Origin of the sequence: Pseudomonas sp. PARCl1 (assembly GCF_947311875.1) — a bacterium.
GTDB classification, from domain to species: Bacteria; Pseudomonadota; Gammaproteobacteria; order Pseudomonadales; family Pseudomonadaceae; genus Aquipseudomonas; species Aquipseudomonas juntendi.
The window spans coordinates 21,678-41,822 of record NZ_CAMZMX010000045.1 but is presented as its reverse complement, the minus strand read 5'-3'; the positions used below and the strand labels follow the sequence as shown (position 1 = coordinate 41,822).

Annotated in this window: 20 protein-coding genes; 9 read left to right on the top strand and 11 right to left on the bottom strand. The window is 63.1% G+C overall.

Annotated features, from left to right (window positions below):
- Positions 1–116 precede the first annotated feature (116 nt).
- The 3 genes from QME24_RS20230 to QME24_RS20220 form a co-directional block, all read right to left on the bottom strand.
- Positions 117–428, bottom strand: a complete 312-nt coding sequence (locus QME24_RS20230; RefSeq protein WP_280091510.1) for a hypothetical protein — start codon at positions 426–428, stop codon at positions 117–119.
- A gap of 35 nt (positions 429–463) precedes the next feature.
- Positions 464–1,759, bottom strand: coding sequence for a site-specific integrase (locus QME24_RS20225; protein WP_280091511.1), 1,296 nt, complete (start codon positions 1,757–1,759; stop codon positions 464–466).
- 227 nt (positions 1,760–1,986) lie between these two features.
- A complete protein-coding gene (locus QME24_RS20220) occupies positions 1,987–2,481 on the bottom strand; it encodes a DUF6231 family protein (RefSeq protein ID WP_009684600.1) in 495 nt (164 codons plus the stop codon).
- A gap of 159 nt (positions 2,482–2,640) precedes the next feature.
- Between QME24_RS20220 and QME24_RS20215 the strand changes: the two genes are divergently transcribed.
- The 3 genes from QME24_RS20215 (at position 2,641) to QME24_RS20205 (ending at position 4,575) form a co-directional block, all read left to right on the top strand.
- A complete protein-coding gene (locus QME24_RS20215; RefSeq protein WP_009684601.1) occupies positions 2,641–3,336 on the top strand; it encodes an OmpA family protein in 696 nt (231 codons plus the stop codon).
- Between the two features lie 212 nt (positions 3,337–3,548).
- Positions 3,549–3,824, top strand: a complete 276-nt coding sequence (locus QME24_RS20210) for a DUF1145 domain-containing protein (RefSeq protein WP_009684602.1) — start codon at positions 3,549–3,551, stop codon at positions 3,822–3,824.
- Positions 3,817–4,575 carry a collagen-like protein gene (locus QME24_RS20205; RefSeq protein ID WP_192440810.1) on the top strand — a complete coding sequence of 253 codons (759 nt, stop codon included), beginning with the start codon at positions 3,817–3,819 and terminating at the stop codon, positions 4,573–4,575. Before QME24_RS20210 ends, QME24_RS20205 begins: the two co-directional genes overlap by 8 nt.
- A 91-nt stretch (positions 4,576–4,666) precedes the next feature.
- On the opposite strand, the gene QME24_RS20200 is transcribed toward QME24_RS20205, so the two are convergent.
- Complete coding sequence (locus tag QME24_RS20200; protein WP_029887503.1) at positions 4,667–5,131, bottom strand: CopD family protein; 465 nt, start codon at positions 5,129–5,131, stop codon at positions 4,667–4,669.
- Positions 5,132–5,229: 98 nt separating this feature from the next.
- Here QME24_RS20200 and dinG point away from each other — a divergent pair, with 98 nt between their 5' ends.
- The 5 genes from dinG (at position 5,230) to pdxH (ending at position 12,698) form a co-directional block, all read left to right on the top strand.
- The gene (gene dinG / locus QME24_RS20195; RefSeq protein ID WP_029887504.1) at positions 5,230–7,374 is read left to right on the top strand and encodes an ATP-dependent DNA helicase DinG; all 2,145 of its coding nucleotides are present in this window, start codon (positions 5,230–5,232) and stop codon (positions 7,372–7,374) included.
- 79 nt (positions 7,375–7,453) lie between these two features.
- On the top strand, positions 7,454–9,691 hold the full coding sequence (locus QME24_RS20190; protein ID WP_281690977.1) for a beta-galactosidase: 2,238 nt from the start codon (positions 7,454–7,456) through the stop codon (positions 9,689–9,691).
- 118 nt (positions 9,692–9,809) lie between these two features.
- Entirely contained in the window at positions 9,810–10,955 is a 1,146-nt protein-coding gene (locus QME24_RS20185; protein WP_029887506.1) for an EstA family serine hydrolase, read from the top strand.
- A gap of 99 nt (positions 10,956–11,054) precedes the next feature.
- Entirely contained in the window at positions 11,055–12,032 is a 978-nt protein-coding gene (locus QME24_RS20180; protein ID WP_054904080.1) for an OmpA family protein, read from the top strand.
- An 18-nt stretch (positions 12,033–12,050) separates the two neighbouring features.
- A complete protein-coding gene (gene pdxH, locus QME24_RS20175; RefSeq protein ID WP_009684611.1) occupies positions 12,051–12,698 on the top strand; it encodes a pyridoxamine 5'-phosphate oxidase in 648 nt (215 codons plus the stop codon).
- Positions 12,699–12,810: 112 nt separating this feature from the next.
- Here the strand turns inward: pdxH and QME24_RS20170 are convergent, their stop codons facing one another.
- Entirely contained in the window at positions 12,811–13,050 is a 240-nt protein-coding gene (locus QME24_RS20170) for a hypothetical protein (protein WP_054904081.1), read from the bottom strand.
- A 146-nt stretch (positions 13,051–13,196) separates the two neighbouring features.
- Here QME24_RS20170 and QME24_RS20165 point away from each other — a divergent pair, with 146 nt between their 5' ends.
- A complete protein-coding gene (locus QME24_RS20165) occupies positions 13,197–13,661 on the top strand; it encodes a glycine zipper 2TM domain-containing protein (RefSeq protein WP_009684613.1) in 465 nt (154 codons plus the stop codon).
- A gap of 111 nt (positions 13,662–13,772) precedes the next feature.
- On the opposite strand, the gene QME24_RS20160 is transcribed toward QME24_RS20165, so the two are convergent.
- From QME24_RS20160 to livH, 6 genes are all read right to left on the bottom strand, one after another.
- The gene (locus tag QME24_RS20160; RefSeq protein ID WP_009684614.1) at positions 13,773–15,380 is read right to left on the bottom strand and encodes an NAD(P)/FAD-dependent oxidoreductase; all 1,608 of its coding nucleotides are present in this window, start codon (positions 15,378–15,380) and stop codon (positions 13,773–13,775) included.
- Positions 15,381–15,483: 103 nt separating this feature from the next.
- Positions 15,484–16,158, bottom strand: a complete 675-nt coding sequence (locus tag QME24_RS20155; RefSeq protein WP_154211086.1) for a hypothetical protein — start codon at positions 16,156–16,158, stop codon at positions 15,484–15,486.
- Positions 16,159–16,367: 209 nt separating this feature from the next.
- Positions 16,368–17,069 (bottom strand): ABC transporter ATP-binding protein, encoded by a 702-nt coding sequence (locus QME24_RS20150; RefSeq protein WP_054904083.1) that lies wholly within the window; start codon positions 17,067–17,069, stop codon positions 16,368–16,370.
- Entirely contained in the window at positions 17,070–17,837 is a 768-nt protein-coding gene (gene livG, locus QME24_RS20145; RefSeq protein WP_280091513.1) for a high-affinity branched-chain amino acid ABC transporter ATP-binding protein LivG, read from the bottom strand.
- The gene (locus tag QME24_RS20140) at positions 17,834–19,090 is read right to left on the bottom strand and encodes a high-affinity branched-chain amino acid ABC transporter permease LivM (protein WP_009684618.1); all 1,257 of its coding nucleotides are present in this window, start codon (positions 19,088–19,090) and stop codon (positions 17,834–17,836) included. Before QME24_RS20140 ends, livG begins: the two co-directional genes overlap by 4 nt.
- Entirely contained in the window at positions 19,087–20,010 is a 924-nt protein-coding gene (livH, locus tag QME24_RS20135; protein ID WP_008097482.1) for a high-affinity branched-chain amino acid ABC transporter permease LivH, read from the bottom strand. The genes QME24_RS20140 and livH overlap by 4 nt, the downstream gene beginning before the upstream one ends.
- Positions 20,011–20,145 lie beyond the last annotated feature (135 nt).

The window sequence follows — 20,145 nt, the reverse complement described above, 5'->3', positions numbered from 1 at the left end:
CCGGGTTGGGTGAGCAGGGTCATGATAGTGGTCCTCATATGGCCGCTGCGAACGTGCAGCCATAGTGAGGGTTTTTAACGACACTCTCCGAGTGAGCCGGGACACACTCTCCGAGTTTAGTTACGTCCCATTACGGGAAACGCCAGCCATTCACCATCAACCTGAGGTACGGTGTTGTGGCGTGTGATTTCGTAGGTTCTTTCCTCGCCGCTCTTGCTGTTCGTCACAAATATCAGCTCTGCGGAATACCAGCCGGGAAATTCTCCCGCCCTTATTCTAAGTTCCCCCGCACGTTTGATTCTGGCCCCACTCCCGTCTGCTCCGGTGTAGACAGTGGGCGCAGGGAATGAAATTTCTACTTCCACGTCTACAAGGTCATACTCCTTGCCCATCTGGGATTCGACATGAACATTAAAGGTGTCAGTCATTGAGGTATCGCTCCGTCGATCATTGTGATTGATGATTATTCAGCAACGCTGAAAGCCTTTACAAGCGCCTCATAGAGCGTCTTTGTGGGAACCCTCTGAGACCCCGCGTAGAGGTCGTAAGTGATGTTCCCTGAGCTGTGCCCGGTGATGCTCTGAGCGATGACCTCAGGGGTCGCAGCGGCCTTCAGCAGACCCGACAGGGAATGCCTCAGTGAGTGGAACGACTGATTCCCGCCAGAGGCCAGACCCAGAGGTTCCCTGAGGGCCTCATTAAGCGGCTTGTTGAAGTAATGTTCCTTGGCCTTGAACAGACGGCCTTCGTTGGCATCGACCCACTCAAGGAAGGTCTGAAGGGAGAACCCATAGGCCCCATCCACCAGAGGGACTTGCCTCACGGAGAAGCTGTTCTTCAGGGTCTTTCCACCGTTTTCATCTTTGTTGATGTCGATAACGGTGATGCCGTCCACCTGCTTAATGTCCTCCTTGGTTAACTGGTAGATTTCGCCAATGCGGGCACCTGTGAGAACCCCAAGGGACAAGGCCCAGCGCTTCCAATCGTCTATAGCCAGACCATTGGCGTGATCCATGATCTTTACAACCTGATCCTGAGTTAGGGGCTTGCGAGTGCTCTCAGCGCCTCTCTCGATCTTCAAGCCCTTGTCAAAGGAACGCTCAAGGAATCCGTTGTTTACCGCCCAGCTCATCACAGTTGATAGCTGAGTGAGTAGCTTGTTGGATGTCAGAGGTTTGCGACCATCAATGACTTTCTCCTTCAGCGCCACCATATCGGCCCGAGTGTGGGTCTTGAGGTTCAAGTCTCCAAGGAGCCCGCTGAGGGTCCGGCAAGCGGACGTGACTGATTTGTGAGTGGTCGCAGTGACGTTGCCCTTGCGCTCAGCCAGATAGAGCCCTGAGAGGGTCTCAAAGGTCACTGGCTCATCTGACGGTAAAACAGATAGGGGCAGGGACGCATTTACAGATAGGGACACGGAAGGGGCTACAGACGTGCTACAAGACAGCTCCCCAATGATCTCCGTGAGTTCCTGAGGACGACCCTCAAGACGCTCCTGAGCAGCCCTGAGAACTCGCTGGCCTGTCCCGATAGCTCGTTGCTGGCTCCCAGTGAACCGACCAAGCGAGGCAGCCTCAGCGAGGTGATTGCTCATCTGGTCATAGATTTCCATGTAGAGGCCCCGTGAGTCCTCGCTATGGCCCTGTAGGGCGTCCTCAGCGATCTCCTTGAGTCGTTCCTTGAGGTCCTCCCACGAAGCCTCAGGGCGGTCGAGGTGGAAGACAGCCAGTGTCTTGAGGATGTCCTTTGAGAACTGCATAGCGGTTGGCCTATCGGTGGAACGGAGAGAAATGGCGAGACTACGGGTTGAGCATCCCCGAGGGCGAACCCTCAGGTAATAGATTCCTGACCGTCTGTAGTGCCAGACCGAAAGGGCCTGAGATGGTCTTTGGTGACAAGGCTGGTTACAGGCTGGTGACAGTTGGTCCTGCTCGGGCATAGCAATGCTGGTGGTCATGGTTAGGTAAGCCCTTGATATTCATGGGTTTACCACCAGTACTTCCCAAACATTTCCGGATTGGCCCAGAACCTGGCGTTGAGCCAGTCCGGGACCTGCTTGTAATCATGCAGATCATAGGTGAACAGGCTCAACACCTGCTCATCGCGGCAGAATTTCTCGCTGGCTGACAATGCCAGGGCGAAAAAGTCGGTGTCCTGCCAGCTGCACGCCGCCAGGTCGGCCAGCACGGCAACCCGGCTGGCATTGAGGTTGCGAATGCCGCCCAGCAACTCCAGGCCGGTTCGCTTGGGCAGGTGTTCCAGGCAGTCCACCAGCAAGGCCAGGTCGAAACGCTGGGCTGCCAGTTCGGCAGGCAGTGGCCCTGGCGCAGCGGTAGCGATGGTCACCTGCGGGTGCGCTTGGGCAAAGGCGTCCAGCGCCGGGAAGCGGGTGCCCACCAACAGCAGGCGTTGCGGGGTGAAGCGTTCGAGCAGGGCCGCCAGGGCCTGCTGCGGAGTACGTTGGGAAAAACCTGCGGTCATTGCCAATCCTCGTTCAAGTCGTCCAAGACTAGCCGGCTGCAGCGTGCGGGCATAGAGGCATGTGACCGCGTCGTGGCTAATTGCTGGCAGCATTGGAATGCGCGGTCTTTACTCCCAGAGATCGGCCTTATGCCGATTCCCCCTAGGAGAAGCAATGAAATGAGCATAGTACGCACAGCGTTACCCCTGGTACTGCTCACCAGTGTGTTGACTGGTTGTGCAGGTTTGCAAAAAACCGACTGGCCTAAATGTGCCGCCGTCGGGGGTGTCGGTGGCGCCGCGCTGGGCGCTATCGAAAGTTCCAGCTGGGCTGGCTGGGGCGCGTTGCTGGGCGGCGGCCTGGCGGCAGGTTATTGCTGGGCCCATGGTGATGGCGACGAAGATGGCGATGGCGTGCCGGACAGCCGCGACAAGTGCCCGGGCACCCCACGGGGTGTGCAGGTCGATGCCAACGGTTGCCCGCCAGCTGCGCCGGCGGTGGTCGAGGAAGTGGTGGTGGTGGAGAAGGAAGAAGTCATCGTCATTCGTGATGTGCACTTCGAATTCGACTCTGCACGCCTGACTGCCACTGACAAGGAGCGCCTCAACACGATTGCCACGCGGCTGAAACAGGAAGCGCCCTCTGCCCGCCTGAGTGTCAGCGGCCATACCGACAGTGTCGGCTCCGACAGCTACAACCAGAAACTGTCCGAGCGCCGTGCCCACTCGGTGACCGACTACCTGGTGCAGAGTGGTGTACCGCGCAGCAGCTTCGTTTCGGTGGTAGGTGCCGGTGAAACCCAGCCGGTGGCCGACAATGCCACGGCCGAAGGGCGTGCCATGAACCGCCGTACCGAGATCAAGATCCAGCGCTAGCTCGGCGTGCGCCCGTGCCTTGGGCAGTGGCACGGGCGCTTTCTCAGCGCCGCCGACAATGAAACCGAGGAAAGGCGCGCGCGCAACCGACGGGTGGAACTGCACCTCAGCTGACGGGTGCTGGCGCCTGCCTTGGCATTGCAGTTAATGTGGAGCGCACGGCCGGCGCGAACGGGCCGGCACGCCATAACAACAATCAATGGGGGCGGGGTATGAAGTTCATCCTGGGCCTGGGCAAGGTCCTGACAGTCGCATTCTGGGGCGTGGTGTTGTTCAACCAGTTGCTGCCCCAGCCGTTGCCTTTCAATCTGCTGATCAATGCCCTGGGCATCGTTGTGCTCAGCCTGCATCTGCTGGAAATTCTGTTCTTCAATGGCAGCTTGCGCGGGCGCAGCCACCGTTGGTTCGATCGCCTGCAAATTCTGTTGACGGGGATATTCCACGTCATGTCCATTCCCCGTGCGCAGGAGGCGCTGCGAAATGCGTAATCTGATACTGCTTGCCCTGTTGGCTGCCCCCTTTGCCCACGCCGAAAGCCTGGAGGTTGCTGCCAATTCCATGCTGCGCCTGCCGAGCAAGTCGGCCAGCGTACACCTTGAGCATTTGCGTGTTGCCGATGCTGCCACCCTGATGCTGCCTGCGTCGCTGGCGCAATTGAAGGTCGACCAGTTGGAGCTGGGGCGTGATGCGCGGATCGTCGTGGCCCCTGGCGAGCAGCTGTTGCTGATCGACGTGCGTAGCGCGCGCCTGGGCGAGGGCAGCGAGTTCAGTGCCACCGGCGCTGCGGGCAGCTACCAGCGGCCAGCCCGCCCCGGTCGTAGCCTGGACCTGGTACTGGCGGAGCTGGATGCCCAGCAGCTGGTCATCGACGCCCGGGGCGGCGCCGGTGCACCGGGCTACGCTGGGCTCGACGGCGGCAATGGCCAGGCCGGCGGCTGCACCTGGGGCCAGGCCAGCCGCGGGGCCAATGGCGATGATGGCGGCAACGGCCATGATGGTGCAGCAGGTGGGCGCATACGCCTGAGCTTGCCGCAAGGCTTTGCCCAGGAGCACATCGTCGTGCGCCTCGATGGCGGGGCGCCGGGCAAACCCGGTGAGCCTGGCAAGGCCGGCAAAGGTGGGGCGAGCAAGGGTTGCCTGGTGTACCGCACCGATGCCGGTGCCAATGGCCGACCGGGGCAGCCTGGCCAGCCAGGCTTGGCGGGGGCGGCGGGCGAGCTGATCCTGCAGCGCCTCTGAACCGTGCGCAGGGGCCTGGGTGCGGCGTTGTCGCCATGGGCCCCACCCACCGGTCGCGCAGGCAGCCCGCCAGGCGAAGGGCTGCCTGCGATCAGATCACCAGCCGCGAACTGGCCACCGCGACCACGGCCAGCCCCAGCAACAGGTTGATGCCCACCATTCGCCGAATGCGGGCCAGCACCGCCGCACCCGTGGGCCAGTCCTGCGCCTGTACCGCCGCTTTCAACTCTGGCAACAGCAAGGCCTGGATGCGCATGAACAAGGCGAACATGGCGATCCCGCCGCCGATCATCACGTGAACGTACTTCGGCGCAGTCTCGAACCCGCTGAAGCGCAGGTGCAACATGCCGATACCACTTATCGCCAAGATCGCCACCGCCAGCCAGACCCAGACGAAGAAGCGTCGGAAAACTTCCACCCACAAGCGCAGGCGCGCAGGCCCCTCAAGGGCTGTAACCGTGGCGGGGCGCAGCACCAGCCAGGCGAAGAACATGCCGCCAACCCATACCAGGGCGGCCAGAACATGCAGTGTGTAGGGCAGGGTAAAGGCGAGCATCCGGATCTCCATGCGGCACAATAGGCAATAGCGGGGTATGATAGCCGCCCCATGCGAAACACTGAAAATATATCCAGCCCTACGGGCGCCTGCAGACCATGATCAGCAACGAACTCAAAGCCACCATCCAGGGCGCCTATACGCGTTTTCTCGAAGCCAAGAGCCTCAAGCCGCGCTATGGCCAACGCCTGATGATCGCCGAAGTGGCCAAGGTGCTTGGCGACATTCCCTGCGACGATGAAGGTCGCCGTGCCGGCGAGCCTGCCGTGGTGGCGGTGGAGGCGGGCACCGGTACCGGTAAGACGGTCGCCTATGCGTTGGCCGCGATTCCGGCCGCCAAGGCCGCCGGCAAACGCCTGGTGATCGCCACCGCGACCGTGGCCCTGCAGGAGCAGATCGTCATCAAGGACCTGCCCGACCTGATGCGCAGCAGCGGGCTGAACTTCAGCTTCGCCCTGGCCAAGGGCCGTGGCCGCTATCTGTGCCTGTCGAAACTCGACATCCTGCTGCAGGAAGGCCATGCCCAGTCGGCCACTGCCCAGCTGTTCGAAGAAGAAGGCTTCCACATCGAAGTCGATGAACGCAGCCAGAAGCTGTTCAACAGCATGATTGAAAAGCTCGCCGGCAACCGCTGGGACGGTGACCGTGACAGCTGGCCCGAGGCCCTGGAGGACCAGGACTGGGCCCGGCTGACCACCGATCACAGCCAGTGCACCGGTCGCCACTGCCCGAACTTCCAGCAGTGCGTGTTCTACAAGGCCCGTGAGGGGATGGGCAAGGTCGATGTGATCGTCACCAACCACGACATGGTACTGGCCGACCTGGCCCTGGGCGGCGGCGCGGTATTGCCCGATCCGCGCGATACCCTGTATGTATTCGACGAAGGCCACCACCTGCCAGACAAGGCCATCGGCCATTTCGCCCATTACTCGCGGCTTCGCTCCACCGCCGACTGGCTGGAGCAGACTGCCAAGAACCTGACCAAACTGCTGGCCCAGCACCCGCTGCCGGGGGACCTGGGCAAATACATCGAGCAGGTGCCGGAGCTGGCGCGGGAAGTCCGCACCCAACAGCAGTTCATGTTCACGCTGTGCGAACAGGTCGCCGACTTCCGCCCGAGCGAGGACACCGAAGGCCGCGAACGGCCGCGTTACCGCTTCGAGGGTGGCGTGGTACCGGAGCAGATCCGTGAGGTCGGCATCGAGCTGAAAAAGGGCTTTGCCCGGCTCAACGATCTCTTCACGCGGCTGGCCGACCTGCTCAAGGAGGGCATGGACGGCGAGGTCAGCATCGGTATCGCCAGCCACCAGGCCGAAGAGTGGTACCCACTGTTCGGCAGCCTCGTCACCCGTGCCCAGGGCAACTGGGAGCTGTGGACGGCCTTTACCGCCGAAGACCCGGAAGACAGCCCGCCGATGGCACGCTGGCTCACCCTGGCTGAAAGCGGGGCGTTGTTCGACATCGAAGTCAACGCCAGCCCCATCCTCGCTGCCGAAATGTTGCGCCGCAGCCTGTGGAGCGTGGCCCATGGCGCGCTGGTGACCTCGGCCACACTGACCGCGCTGGGCAAGTTCGACCGCTTCCGCATGCGCTCGGGGTTACCGCGCGATGCCGTCACCTGTGTGGTGCCCAGCCCGTTCGTGCATGGCGATGCCGGCCTGCTGCGGGTGCCTGACCTGCAAGCCGACCCGCGCGACGCTACCGCGCATACGGCGGCGATCATCCGTGAGCTGCCGGGTATCGTCGAAGGGGCCCGGGGTGCGCTGGTGCTGTTCTCGTCACGCAAGCAAATGCAGGATGTGTTCGACGGCCTGGACCGGGACTGGCGCAAACTGGTGCTGATCCAGGGCAACCTGTCCAAGCAGGAAACCCTCAACAAGCACAAGGCCCGGGTCGACGATGGCCAGCACAGCGTGCTGTTCGGCCTGGCCAGCTTTGCCGAAGGGGTCGACTTGCCGGGGGCCTATTGCGAGCACGTGGTCATCGCCAAGATTCCGTTCTCGGTGCCCGACGACCCGGTCGAAGCTGCCCTGGCCGAATGGATCGAGGCCCGCGGCGGCAACCCGTTCATGGAAATCGCCGTGCCCGACGCCTCGCTCAAGCTGATCCAGGCCTGCGGTCGGTTGCTGCGTACCGAACAGGACCGCGGCATCATCACCTTGCTTGACCGGCGCCTGGTCACCCAGCGCTATGGCAAGGCTATTCTCAATGCGCTGCCGCCGTTCCGGCGGGAGATTTCCTGATCGCCGGAGCACTTGCTTCGGCGCGCTGTCCATTACTCAGTCCTGGGCCATGACGGCCCTGAAGGAGAGCCCCAGCCTTATGGTCCGCCGTACCCTGCCCGCTGTTTTCGCCCTGTTGTTCAGCTCGTCCGTATGGGCCGGGCAGCAGACGCTGTTCAGCTTCGTGCGCCCGGCCTCGGTGGTCAACGTGGCGACCGAGGATGCCGGTATGCCGCAGTACAACGCAGAGCAGACGGCCGAAGGCGAGGTGCTGCGGCGTGTGGTGTTCAACCCGGCGCAGCGGCCGACCTTGCGCCTGAGCCCGCAAAGTGGTGTGTGGGACTGGTCCAGCGGCAAGTTTCTTACCTTGCGCCTGCAAAGTGCCATGGACTGGGCGCTGACCGTGGATGCCACGGTGCAAGGCAGCGATGGGCGCACCCTGACCAGCCGTATCGATTTGCCGGCCGGCCCGGCGCAAACCGTGATGGTGCCGCTGACCGCCAGCTCGCCGTTGAGCCAGGGCATGCGCGCAGGCCCCCCCATGCCCTGGCTGCACGGCGGCCAGCGGCTGCTGCTGACCAGCAGCGCCGGCGCTGTAGACCTCAAGCAGGTGGCCTCGGTCAGCTTGAGCATTCCCGGCCCCAAGGTCGCCCAGAACCTGCTGATCGAACGGGTGGGCATTCAGGATGACGACCAGGCCCATCAGGCGGCGTACCGTGAACTGATCGATGCCTATGGGCAGTCCACGCGTGGCAGCTGGCCGGAAAAGGTGGCCAACGACGAACAGCTCAAGGCAGCCGCCACCCGTGAACAGCAGCAACTCAAGGCTTGGCTGGCCGAGCGCGGCAAGCAGCAGTTGGATGCCTATGGCGGCCTGCTGGCGGGGCCGGCCTTTGCTGCCGAGGGTTTTTTCCGTACCGAAAAGCGTGATGGCCGCTGGTACCTGATTACCCCTGATGGCCACCCGTTCTATTCGCTGGGTGTCAATGCCGTGGCCGCCGACGGCGGGCGTACCTACACCGCCGGGCGTGAGGCCATGTTCAAGGCACTGCCGGGAGAGGGCGACGCCCTCGGAGCGTTCTACGGTGAAGGCAACAACGACGACGGCAATGCGTCCTCGCAGGGGCGCAATTTCAAGAAAGGGCGCTGGTTCGACTTCTATGCAGCCAACCTGCAGCGGGCCTATGGCAAGCCCTGCCCGCCGGCGGCAACAGCGCAGCCGGCCGCTTGCCCACCGCTGGTAGTGGACACTGGCCGTTGGCAGGCGCATGCGCTCGACCGTTTGCAGGCCTGGGGTTTCAACACGCTGGGCAACTGGAGCGAGCCTGCCCTCGGCCAGGCCAGGCGCATGCCCTACACCCTGCCGCTGTCGATCGTTGGCGATTACGCCAGCATCAGCACCGGCATGGACTGGTGGGGCCGCATGCCCGACCCGTTCGACCCGCGCTTTGCCATGGCCACCGAACGCGCCGTGGCCATTGCTGCCCGTGATCACCGTGACGATCCCTGGCTGATCGGCTACTTTGCCGATAACGAGCTGGCCTGGGCCGCACCGGGTAGCGAGCCCAAGGCCCGTTATGGCCTGGCCTACGGCACATTGCGCCTGACCACCGACGTGCCTGCCAAGCGCGCCTTCCTCAAGCAGTTGCGTGACAAGTACCGCAACCAGGAGGGGTTGTCCAAGGCCTGGGGCATCGAGCTGAACGCCTGGGAACTGATGGAGGATCCAGGCTTCGAGGCACCGCTGCCCAGCCCGGAGCACCCGGAAATCGAGCGGGACTACCAGCACTTCCAGCAGGTGTTCGCCGAAACCTACTTCAAGACCATTTCCGATGCCTTGAAATGGCATGCACCCAACCACCTGTTGCTGGGGGGCCGTTATGCCGTGAGTACGCCAGAGGCGGTCAACGCCTGCGCCGAGTTCTGCGATGTACTCAGTTTCAACTTTTATACGCTCAAGCCGCAGGACGGCTACGATTTCGCCCGCCTGGCCGAGCTGGACAAGCCGGTGCTGGTGTCTGAATTCCAGTTCGGTTCGCGTGATCGCGGCCCGTTCTGGCCGGGGCCACTGGAGCTGGCGCGAGAAGAAGACCGCGGCCCGGCCTATGCCAATTTCCTCACTGCCGCCTTGCAACAACCCATGATCGTGGGCGCGCACTGGTTCCAGTACCTCGACCAGCCGGCCAGCGGTCGCCTGCTCGATGGCGAGAACGGCCACTTGGGGCTGGTGGCGATCACCGATGTACCGTACCCCGGTTTTATCGATGCCGTGCGCAAGGCCAACGCCCAGGCCATGGCGCAACTGCGCACCGGCCTGGAGAAGAAGCCGGCGCCATGATTACAGGTGGGTGCGGTGCACTGGGCATCGCGACCGCCGGGCTCAAGCCAGTTTGCAAAACGCCCAACTACTGAAACAATGCAGACCTTTTTGACTATCGTCACACGGAGAGCAGCGGGTGCAGATCCAGGGTCACTATGAGCTGAAGTTCGAAGCCGTGCGCGAGGCTTTTGCCGCGCTGTTCGATGATCCCCAGGAGCGTGGCGCCGCGCTGTGCATCCAGGTGGGGGGCGAAACCGTGGTCGACCTGTGGGCCGGCAGTGCAGACAAGGACGGCCAGCAGGCGTGGCACAGCGACACCATCGCCAACCTGTTTTCCTGTACCAAGACCTTCACCGCGGTGACCGCACTGCAGCTGGTCGGCGAGGGCAAGCTGGCACTCGATGCACCGGTGGCCAACTACTGGCCCGAGTTTGCCCAGGCCGGTAAGCAAGCGATCACCCTGCGCCAACTGCTCAGCCACCGTGCGGGTTTGCCCGCCCTACGCGCGCTGCTGCCGGCCGAAGCCTTGTATGACTGGCAGGTCATGGTCGATGCCCTGGCGGCCGAAACGCCGTGGTGGGCGCCTGGCACGGAACACGGGTATGCCGCCATCACCTACGGCTGGCTGATCGGCGAACTGATTCGCCGGGCCGACGGTCGGGCCCCGGGTGACTCGATCGTGGCGCGTACCGCTCGCCCGCTAGGGCTGGATTTTCATGTTGGCCTGGCCGACGAAGCGTTTCACCGCGTGGCGCATATTGCCCGCGGCAAAGGCAACCCCGGCGACGCCGCGGCGCAGCGCTTGCTGCAGGTGACCCTGCGCGAGCCCGAGGCCTTGTCCACCCGTGCCTTTACCAACCCCCCGGCGATCCTGACCAGCACCAACAAGCCAGAATGGCGGCGCATGCAGCAGCCGGCGGCCAACGGCCACGGCAACGCACGCAGCCTGGCGGGGTTTTATGCCGGGTTGCTGGACGGCAGCCTGCTCGAGTCCGAATTGCTCGACGAACTGACCCGCGAACACAGCCTTGGCCAGGACCGCACCTTGCTCACCCAGACCCGCTTCGGTCTGGGCTGCATGCTCGATCAGCCGGAGGTGGCCAACGCCACTTTCGGCCTGGGGCCCCGCGCCTTTGGCCACCCTGGGGCCGGGGGTTCTGTGGGGTTCGCCGACCCGGAACATGATGTCGCGTTCGGCTTCGTGGTCAATACCCTCGGGCCTTATGTGCTCATGGACCCGCGGGCGCAAAAACTGGTCCGTGTGCTTGCCGGTTGCCTTTGATCGGGTAATGCGGGTATTGCTTCCGCCCTTTGACTATCCTCAATGCCAACGCCTGAAGTGCCTAGGCAAAATATCTTTCTATTTCATGGTGTATCGCTGATGTCTTCACATAAAACCTTAGCACTCGCCCTGTGTCTGACCGCCGTTACCGGTTGCGCCAGCCACTCCCCGGAGGGCTCCAAGGAAGGTGGTTCCAGCTGGTGGCCTTTCGGTTCGGACAAGGTCGCCGAGCAGGAAGTGAAGGCAGCCGTCACAGACAATGTGGCCAAGGCCGATGCCAAGTCGGAAAGCACCAGCCGCTGGTGGTGGCCGTTCGGCGGTGACGACCAGCAAGCCAAGGGCCCTGTGGTGCCTAAAATCGACCAGCAGGCGACCCAGGCCTGGCTGGACGAGTACGAGCCGAAGCTGCGCGAAGCCATCAAGGACAGCAAGCTGGAACTGGAGCGCCGCGACAACGTGTTGGCCGTGACCCTGCCGGTGGACAGCTCGTACAACCCAGACCGCCCTAACATGCTGCTGCCCATGTCGCTTGGCCCGATCACCCGGGTTGCCAAAACGGTTGAAGGCGACCCTAAGACCGCCGTACTGGTATTGGGCCATGCCGACACCAGCGGTGCCGCTGCTGCCAACCAGAAGCTCAGCCTGGAACGCGCCGCGTCGGTTTCGGCTATTTTCCGCCTCAGCGGCCTGCAGCGTGACCGCCTGACCCTCAAGGGTATGGGTTCGGTAATGCCGCGTGCTGCCAATGACAGCCCCGAGGGCCGTGCCCTCAACCGCCGCGTGGAAATGCTGCTGACCCCGCAAAACACCATGGTCGCGCTGCTGGCCAAGTACCAACAGGCTGCTCCGGCACCGGCGCCGGCTGCAATGGTGGCCGTGCAGGATGCCAAGGCGCCTGCCGCCAAGCCGGCCACCAGCAAGCCGGCTGCCAAGCCCGCAGCGAAAAAGCCCGTGGCCAAGGCCAAGGCGCCTGCCAAAACCACGGCCAAGAAAAAAGCCGCGCCAGCCAAGCCTGTCGCCAAGAAAGCTACCACCGACAAGAAAGTAGCTGCCAATAGCCCTGCGAAGACCAACTGATCGTCAAGGAACGCAGCAATGACCCAATCCCTGGCCGATATGCGCCGCGACTACACCCGTGATGGCCTGGCAGAAGCCCAGGCGCCGGGCGAGCCGTTCGCCCTGTTTCACCAGTGGTTCGCCGACGCGGTCAAAACCGAGCAGGCGCCGGTGGAAGCCAACGCCATGACCTTGGCCACGGTGGACGGCGAGGGCCGTCCGCATTGCCGGGTACTGTTGCTCAAGGGGCTCGATGAGCAGGGTTTCACCTTTTTCACCAATTACGACAGTGCCAAAGGCCAGCACCTGCAAGCCAACCCGTTTGCAGCCATGACCTTTTTCTGGCCGGCGCTGGAGCGCCAGGTGCGTATCGAGGGGCGGGTGGTGAAGGTGTCGGCCAAGGAGTCGGACGACTATTACCAAGTGCGCCCACTGGGCAGCCGCCTGGGGGCCTGGGCATCACCGCAGAGCCGGGTGATTGCCGGGCGTGAAGAGCTGGAGGGGCTGGTGAAGGCCACCGAAGCGCGGTTTTCCGATACACAGCCACATTGTCCGGAACATTGGGGTGGCTATCGCTTGCTGCCTGAGCGGGTCGAGTTCTGGCAGGGGCGGGCGAGCCGTTTGCATGACCGCCTCAACTACCGGCGGGTCGATGGGCAGTGGCTGCGGGAGCGGTTGGCGCCCTGAGATTTTCCAGGGCTTGCCATGCCATGTCGCGACACCGCGACAGGGCATGGCCTTGCGACCCATCGCCGGCAAGCCGGGCTCCCACAGGTGGGATCAGGGCATGGTCGGTCTTTCAACGTGACCTTGAATACTCCACCGCCTCCCGTTGCAGCCAGCCTGCCAGTTCCCTGCGCTTCACCTTCGCCAGCCGCGCCTGCTCCAGCCTCTGCAGCATGAACGCGCGTTTGTGCGGATCAGCCCCTGCCAGCGACAACGCCAGGTCGCGGTCCATCCAGCGGCGCATGCGCACGTACAGCCACCCGTGGAAATAAAGCCCCGCAACGGTGGTCACCACGACGATGAAGTAATCCATGGCTATCCTTGGTCTCAATTGAAGCGCCATGGCACAGCCGCGCTGGCTGTACCCCGGCTGAATGAAAACAACTTTATTGCGTTTGTACCGTGACAGCCGTCAATGTGCAGCGTCTAATAAGCACCTGACTTATGGAGATTTTACCCATGCGTAAATCCGCTTTGCTGGTGGCAACCTTTACCACCATGTCGCTGCTGCTAGGGGGCTGTGCCTCGAGCCTGACCGGCGATAGCTACTCCCGTGATGAGGCCCGCCGCGTGCAAACCGTACGGATGGGCACTATCGAATCCCTGCGCCCGGTCAAGATCGAGGGTACCAAGACCCCGATCGGTGGCGGCGCAGGCGCCATTGTCGGTGGTGTGGCGGGCAGCGCCGTCGGCGGTGGCCGTGGCAGCATCGTTGCCGCAGTCATCGGTGCCGTTGCCGGTGGCCTGGCGGGTTCCGCTGCCGAAGAAGGCCTGACCCGTACCCAGGGTGTCGAGATCACTGTGCGTGAAGACGACGGCAGCATGCGTGCCTATGTCCAGGCCGTGCAGGAAAACGAAATCTTCCGTGTGGGCGACCGTGTGCGCATCATGACTGTTGACGGCACCAGCCGCGTTTCGCACTGAGCGTAGCGCAGCCAAACAAAACCCCGACTGGCGACTGCCAGCCGGGGTTTTTTTATGCTTCAGGCTGATGGCAGAGCCGGGGTACGCGAACCACGGTTCGGCTGACCCCCGTCAAAGGCCCAGCATGTCCCGCGCTACCGCTTCGGCAATGCGAATGCCGTCGACCCCTGCCGACAGGATGCCGCCGGCATAACCTGCGCCTTCGCCGGCCGGGAACAGCCCCTTGAGGTTCAGGCTTTGATAGTCCTCACCGCGGGTGATGCGCAGCGGCGAGGAGGTCCGGGTTTCGATCCCGGTCAACACCGCATCAGGCAGGTTGTAGCCCTTGATCTGCCGGTCGAATGCCGGCAGTGCCTCGCGGATCGCCTCGATGGCGAACGCCGGTAGGCTTGGTGCCAGATCGCCCAGGGTCACGCCCGGCTTGTAGGATGGCTCGACACTGCCCAGCGCGGTCGACGGCCGCCCCGCAACGAAGTCACCCACCAGCTGTGCCGGCGCCTGGTAATTGCTGCCCCCCATCACGTAGGCATGGGCCTCCAGGCGTTCCTGCAGTTCGATACCGGCCAGCGGGCTGCCTGGGTAGTCGCGTTCGGGGTCGATGCCGACGACGATGCCGGAGTTGGCGTTGCGCTCGTTACGCGAGTACTGGCTCATGCCGTTGGTGACTACCCGGCCCGGTTCGCTGGTTGCGGCGACCACGGTGCCGCCCGGGCACATGCAGAAGCTGTATACCGAACGGCCGTTACTGGCGTGGTACACCAGTTTGTAGTCGGCAGCCCCCAGTTTCGGGTGACCGGCGTATTTGCCAAGGCGCGCCTTGTCGATGAGCGTTTGCGGGTGCTCGATGCGAAAGCCCACCGAGAATGGCTTGGCTTCCATGTACACGCCTTTGGCATGCAGCATGCGGAAGGTGTCGCGGGCACTGTGGCCCAGGGCCAGAACCACATGGCGCGAGTGCAGTTGCTCGCCGCTTTCCAGCACCACGCCGGTCAACTGGCCATCTTCGATCAGCAGGTCGGTGACCTTTTCCTGGAAGCGCACTTCGGCCCCGAGGGCGATCATGTCCTGACGCATCTGCTCGACCATGCCGGTCAGGCGGAAGGTGCCGATGTGCGGCTTGTTGATGTACAGGATCTCGTCGGGCGCACCGGCCTTGACGAACTCTTCCAGCACTTTGCGGCCGTGGTGCTGCGGGTCCTTGATCTGGCTGTACAGCTTGCCGTCCGAGAAGGTGCCGGCGCCGCCTTCGCCGAACTGCACATTGGACTCGGGGTTGAGCACGCTCTTGCGCCACAGGCCCCAAGTGTCCTTGGTGCGCTGGCGCACTTCCTTGCCGCGTTCGAGGATGATCGGCTTGAAGCCCATCTGCGCCAGCAGCAGGCCGGCAAAAATGCCGCACGGGCCAAAGCCGACCACGATCGGACGTTCCTGCAGGCCGGCCGGGGCCTGGCCAACGAACTTGTAGGTCACGTCGGGGGCAGGGCCGATGTTGCGATCATCGGCGAACTTGGCAAGCAGCTCGGCTTCGTTGCTGGCTTGCAGGTCGATGGTGTAGATGAACAGCAGCTCGCTGTTCTTCTTGCGCGCATCGTAGCTGCGCTTGAACAGGTTGAAGCTGAGCAGTTGCTCGTCGCGGATGCCCAGGCGCTGGACGATGGCGTCACGCAGCGCTTCGTCGGGGTGGTCCAGGGGCAGCTTCAGTTCGGTGATTCGTAGCATGGCAGGGTCCAGTATCCCGGCCATGGGCGGCCGGCGGCTTTACACAAACCGCCAAGTATAAGCTGTTAGCCGCCTTGACTGGCAGGATAAAAGCGCCCGGTGATCAGTTGTCGCGTGCGCCGCCGTAGTAGCCGCAGCCTTGCAAGGTCTTGCCGTCGATGCGCAATTCGGCACGCAGGTGGTCAACGGCCCCAGTGGCGCTGTCTACGCAGCGTTGTGGTGCGACCCACAGTTCCACATGCTGACCGTTGGCTTCGCTGGTCAGGGTCAGGCCGCCACCGGGGACTTCTTCTTCAAGGAATGGCAGGGGCAGGGGCGCTTGACCCACACGGTTGAGCACCATGCCCTTGCCACTGGCCTTGACGTCCCAGCCCGGCTCGTGGCCGCTGGCGCGCAGGGTCAGTTGCCTGAAATTGGGGTCCTCGCAGGCGCGGGCGGACGGTTCCAGGCGGTACAGGCGACGCACTTCCAGCTGGCCGTCGCTATTGGCCTGCTTGCTGCCGGTGAGGCGGCCGCGCACATCGGCGAACAGCTTGTCATTGGCACCCTTGGCCAGGTTGGCGGCTTCTTGCAGGATGCCGGTGGCGCCAACGTCATTGATCACGAAGGTACGGTTTTCGCTGCAAGGCTTGAACAGCAGCTGGCCACCGGCAGCGCGCAGTTCGCCCTGCATGCGCGTGGTGCCGATGTTCGGGTCGCTGGGGGCGTCAGCCATCAGTTGGCAGCCGGTGAACAGGGGCAGCAGGGCGGTGAGCAGCAGGGTGGGGGTCAGGCGCATGGGGCGGGGCTCCGGGATCTTTGCCGTGAAAGCTGGCCACGTTACGCAGGCTGGCGGTGGATCTCAAGTCAAGGGTTGCTCGCACAGGCGCCCACTGCCCTGAGGATTGCGGGTGGCTTGCAGGCGCCGGCTTGCCGGCGACGGGGGGCGATGCAGACAACACGTTCCTTGCAGGCAGAAAAAAGGGCCTGTGAAGGCCCTTTCCCCAATCAACCACCCAGATACGCGTCGCGCACCTTCGGGTCGGTCAACAAGGCTTCCCCGGTACCGTGCATCACCACCCGGCCGTTTTCCAGCACGTATGCCCGGTCGGCAATCTTCAGCGCCTGGTTGGCGTTCTGTTCCACCAAGAACACCGTTACGCCGTCGCGGCGCAACTGTTCGATGATGTCGAAGATCTGCTGGATGATGATTGGCGCCAGGCCCAACGAGGGTTCGTCGAGCAGCAGGAGCTTGGGCTTGCTCATCAGGGCCCGGCCAATGGCGAGCATCTGCTGCTCGCCACCCGACATGGTGCCGCCACGCTGTGAGTAGCGCTCCTTGAGGCGCGGGAACAACTGCAGGACTTTGTCCAGTTGCGCCTGGTAGTCGCCTTTGTCGGTGAAGAAACCACCCATGGCCAGGTTCTCCTCGACGGTCAGGCGGGCGAACACGCGGCGGCCTTCCGGTACCACCGCAATGCTCTTGCGCATGATGTGCGAGGACGGCTGGCCGACCAGTTCTTCACCCAGGTACTTGATGCTGCCGCTGTGCGCCTGGGGTGAGCCGCACAGGGTCATCAGCAGGGTCGACTTGCCGGCCCCGTTGGCACCGATCAGGGTGACGATCTCCCCTTGGTTGATCTCCACGTTGACGCTGTGCAGTGCCTGGATCTTGCCGTAGAAGGTGGAAACGTTCTCGAACTTCAGCATTTACGCTTCCCCCAGGTAGGCTTTGATCACATCAGGGTTGTCGCGGATCTCCTCGGGCGTGCCGTGGGCCAGGGGGGTGCCCTGGTTGATCACCACGATATGGTCGGAAATACTCATCACCAGCTTCATGTCGTGCTCGATCAGCAGCACGGTGACGTTGTGCGACTCACGCAGGTAGCCGATCAGGGCCTTGAGGTCTTCGGTTTCCTTGGGGTTCAGGCCAGCTGCCGGCTCGTCGAGCATGATGATGCGCGGCTGCGTCATCATGCAGCGGGCGATTTCCAGGCGGCGCTGCTGGCCGTAGGCGAGGGTGCCGGCGGTACGGTTGGCGAACTCGGTCAGGTTGACCTTTTCCAGCCAGTACTGCGCGCGCTCCATGGCCTCCTTTTCGCTGCGGCGGAAGCCCGGGGTCTTGAACAGGCCTGCGAAGAAGTTGGTGTTGAGGTGACGGTGCTGGGCGATCAGCAGGTTTTCCAGCGCGGTCATTTCCTTGAACAAGCGCACGTTCTGGAAGGTGCGCACCACGCCCTTGCGGGCGATCTGCTGCCCGGCCAGGCCCTGGATGGGCTGGCCATCGAGCAGGATGGTGCCGCCGCTGGGCTTGTAGAAGCCGGTAAGGCAGTTGAACACCGTGGTCTTGCCGGCGCCGTTCGGCCCGATCAGTGCCACCACCTGTTTTTCCTTGACGGTCAGGCCCACGCCGTTGACCGCCAACAAGCCGCCGAAGCGCATGCTCAGGCCGCTGACTTGCAGAATTTCGCGGCTCATCGACGCAGCTCCATGTGTGGACGTTGCATAGGCAGCAGGCCTTGCGGACGCCAGATCATCATCAACACCATCAGCGCACCGAACATCAGCATCCGGTATTCGCTGAACTCTCGCATCAGCTCTGGCAGCAGGATCATCACGATGGCCGCGAGGATCACGCCCAGTTGTGAGCCCATGCCGCCGAGCACGACGATGGCGAGGATGATCGCCGACTCGATGAAGGTGAACGACTCGGGCGTCACCAGGCCTTGGCGGGCAGCGAAGAAGCTGCCGGCGAAACCGGCGAAGCAGGCACCCAGGGTGAACGCCGAAAGCTTGATCACCGTCGGGTTGAGGCCCAGTGCACGGCAGGCGATCTCGTCTTCGCGCAGGGCTTCCCAGGCGCGGCCGATCGGCATGCGCAGCAGGCGGTTGATGACGAACAGTGCCAGCAGGGCCAGCAGCAGGGCCACCAGGTAGAGGAAGATGACCTTGTTGATCGAGTTGTACGGCAAGCCGAAGAACTCATGGAAGGTCTGCATACCCTCGGCGGCACGCCGTTCGAAGGTCAGGCCGAAGAACTCCGGCTTGGGGATGTTGCTGATGCCGTTGGGGCCGCCGGTCCAGTCGGTGAGGTTACGCAGGAACAGGCGGATGATCTCGCCGAAGCCGAGCGTCACGATCGCCAGGTAGTCGCCGCGCAGGCGCAGCACCGGGAAGCCGAGCAGGAAGCCGAAGGTGGCAGCCATCAGGCCGGCGATCGGCAGGCATACCCAGAAGCTCCACCCCAGGTAATGCGACAGCATGGCGTAGCTGTAGGCGCCGACGGCGTAGAAACCCACGTAACCCAGGTCGAGCAGGCCCGCCAGGCCAACCACGATGTTCAGGCCCAGGCCCAGCAACACGTAGATCAGGATCAGCGTGGCAATGTCGACCGCGCCGCGTGAACCGAAGAACGGCCACACCAATGCGGCGACGATCAGGCCCATGATCACGTAGCGCTGGGTTTTCGGCAGGGTCAGGTAGTTGCTGACTGCCGGTGGGATCAGTTTGCGGTCCGAGCGGCGGCCCATCACCGCACTCCACTGCCGGTCGAACAGTACCCGCAGGAACATCAGTAGCGAACACACGGCAATGATGCTGATGGTGAACGTGCCTTGGCTGTGCACCACCAGGCTGATGCCGTCGATGCTCAGTTTCAGGCCCAGCACCGGGAAGGCCACGGCCCAGACCAGCAAGGCGCTGAAGAACGCCTGTTTGAGATTTCTGTTCATACTTTTTCAACCTCCGGGCGGCCCAGGATGCCGGTCGGCCGGAATAGCAGGACAAGAACCAACAAGCCGAATGCCACGACGTCCTTGTACTGGTCACCGAAGATATCGGCGCCGAACGCTTCGGCCACGCCCAGCACCAGCCCGCCGAGCATGGCGCCCGGGATGCTGCCGATGCCACCCAGTACCGCCGCCGTGAAGGCCTTCAGGCCCACCAGGAAACCGGCGTTGGGGTTGATCACCCCGTACTGCATGCTCAGCAGCACGGCCGCCACGGCTGCCAGGGCGGCACCGATGACGAAGGTGAGGGCGATGATGTTGTTGGTGTTGATGCCCAGCAGGTTGGCCATCTTAATGTCCTCGGCGCAGGCGCGGCAGGCGCGACCCAGGCGGGAACGGGAGATGAACAGTGTGAGCAGGGTCATGGCCACCAGGGTGACCACGAACACCAGGATCTGCATGTAGCTGATCAGGACCTCCTCCGCGCCACCTGGCCCGAACGAGAAGCTGCCGGGGATCAGGTTGGGGATGGACTTGTCCTTGGAATCTTGCGACAGCAAGACCGTGTTCTGCAGGAAGATCGACATACCGATGGCGGAAATCAGCGGGATCAGGCGGTTGCTGTTGCGCAGGGGGCGGTAGGCAACCCGTTCGATGCTGTAACCGTAGGCACTGGTGACGAAGATCGTCGCGACGAAGGCAACGGTCATCAGGATGGGCAGCGAGTGGATGCCCATCATGGCCAGGCCCGCCAGGGCGATGAAGGCCACATACGAACCGATCATGTACACCTCGCCGTGGGCGAAGTTGATCATGCCGATGATGCCGTACACCATCGTGTAACCGATGGCGATCAAGGCATAGGTGCTGCCGATGGTCAATCCATTAACCAGTTGTTGGAAGAAATGGTAGATCTCAGGCATTACAGCGCTCCTAAAAACCTGATTTGCATTTCGCTGGCGAGGGTAAGGCCAGGAAACCGCGGGTGACGGTTTTAAGATTTTCAGGTGAGCCCGCCCCCGGATCGCGGGGGCCAGGCCCATGAACCTCGTAAAACA

Bases quoted from the DNA above. Each gene is read 5' to 3' on its own strand.
- QME24_RS20165 (WP_009684613.1), top strand. From the start codon at position 13,197: ATGCGTAAATCCGCTTTGCTGGTGGCAACCTTTACCACCATGTCGCTG.
- QME24_RS20210 (WP_009684602.1), top strand. From the start codon at position 3,549: ATGAAGTTCATCCTGGGCCTGGGCAAGGTCCTGACAGTCGCATTCTGG.
- livG (WP_280091513.1), bottom strand. From the start codon at position 17,837: ATGAGCCGCGAAATTCTGCAAGTCAGCGGCCTGAGCATGCGCTTCGGC.
- QME24_RS20200 (WP_029887503.1), bottom strand. From the start codon at position 5,131: ATGCTCGCCTTTACCCTGCCCTACACACTGCATGTTCTGGCCGCCCTG.
- QME24_RS20150 (WP_054904083.1), bottom strand. From the start codon at position 17,069: ATGCTGAAGTTCGAGAACGTTTCCACCTTCTACGGCAAGATCCAGGCA.
- QME24_RS20170 (WP_054904081.1), bottom strand. From the start codon at position 13,050: ATGGATTACTTCATCGTCGTGGTGACCACCGTTGCGGGGCTTTATTTC.
- QME24_RS20205 (WP_192440810.1), top strand. From the start codon at position 3,817: ATGCGTAATCTGATACTGCTTGCCCTGTTGGCTGCCCCCTTTGCCCAC.
- dinG (WP_029887504.1), top strand. From the start codon at position 5,230: ATGATCAGCAACGAACTCAAAGCCACCATCCAGGGCGCCTATACGCGT.
- QME24_RS20155 (WP_154211086.1), bottom strand. From the start codon at position 16,158: ATGCGCCTGACCCCCACCCTGCTGCTCACCGCCCTGCTGCCCCTGTTC.
- pdxH (WP_009684611.1), top strand. From the start codon at position 12,051: ATGACCCAATCCCTGGCCGATATGCGCCGCGACTACACCCGTGATGGC.
- QME24_RS20190 (WP_281690977.1), top strand. From the start codon at position 7,454: ATGGTCCGCCGTACCCTGCCCGCTGTTTTCGCCCTGTTGTTCAGCTCG.
- QME24_RS20220 (WP_009684600.1), bottom strand. From the start codon at position 2,481: ATGACCGCAGGTTTTTCCCAACGTACTCCGCAGCAGGCCCTGGCGGCC.
- QME24_RS20225 (WP_280091511.1), bottom strand. From the start codon at position 1,759: ATGCAGTTCTCAAAGGACATCCTCAAGACACTGGCTGTCTTCCACCTC.
- QME24_RS20140 (WP_009684618.1), bottom strand. From the start codon at position 19,090: ATGAACAGAAATCTCAAACAGGCGTTCTTCAGCGCCTTGCTGGTCTGG.
- QME24_RS20230 (WP_280091510.1), bottom strand. From the start codon at position 428: ATGACTGACACCTTTAATGTTCATGTCGAATCCCAGATGGGCAAGGAG.
- QME24_RS20160 (WP_009684614.1), bottom strand. From the start codon at position 15,380: ATGCTACGAATCACCGAACTGAAGCTGCCCCTGGACCACCCCGACGAA.
- QME24_RS20215 (WP_009684601.1), top strand. From the start codon at position 2,641: ATGAGCATAGTACGCACAGCGTTACCCCTGGTACTGCTCACCAGTGTG.
- QME24_RS20180 (WP_054904080.1), top strand. From the start codon at position 11,055: ATGTCTTCACATAAAACCTTAGCACTCGCCCTGTGTCTGACCGCCGTT.
- livH (WP_008097482.1), bottom strand. From the start codon at position 20,010: ATGCCTGAGATCTACCATTTCTTCCAACAACTGGTTAATGGATTGACC.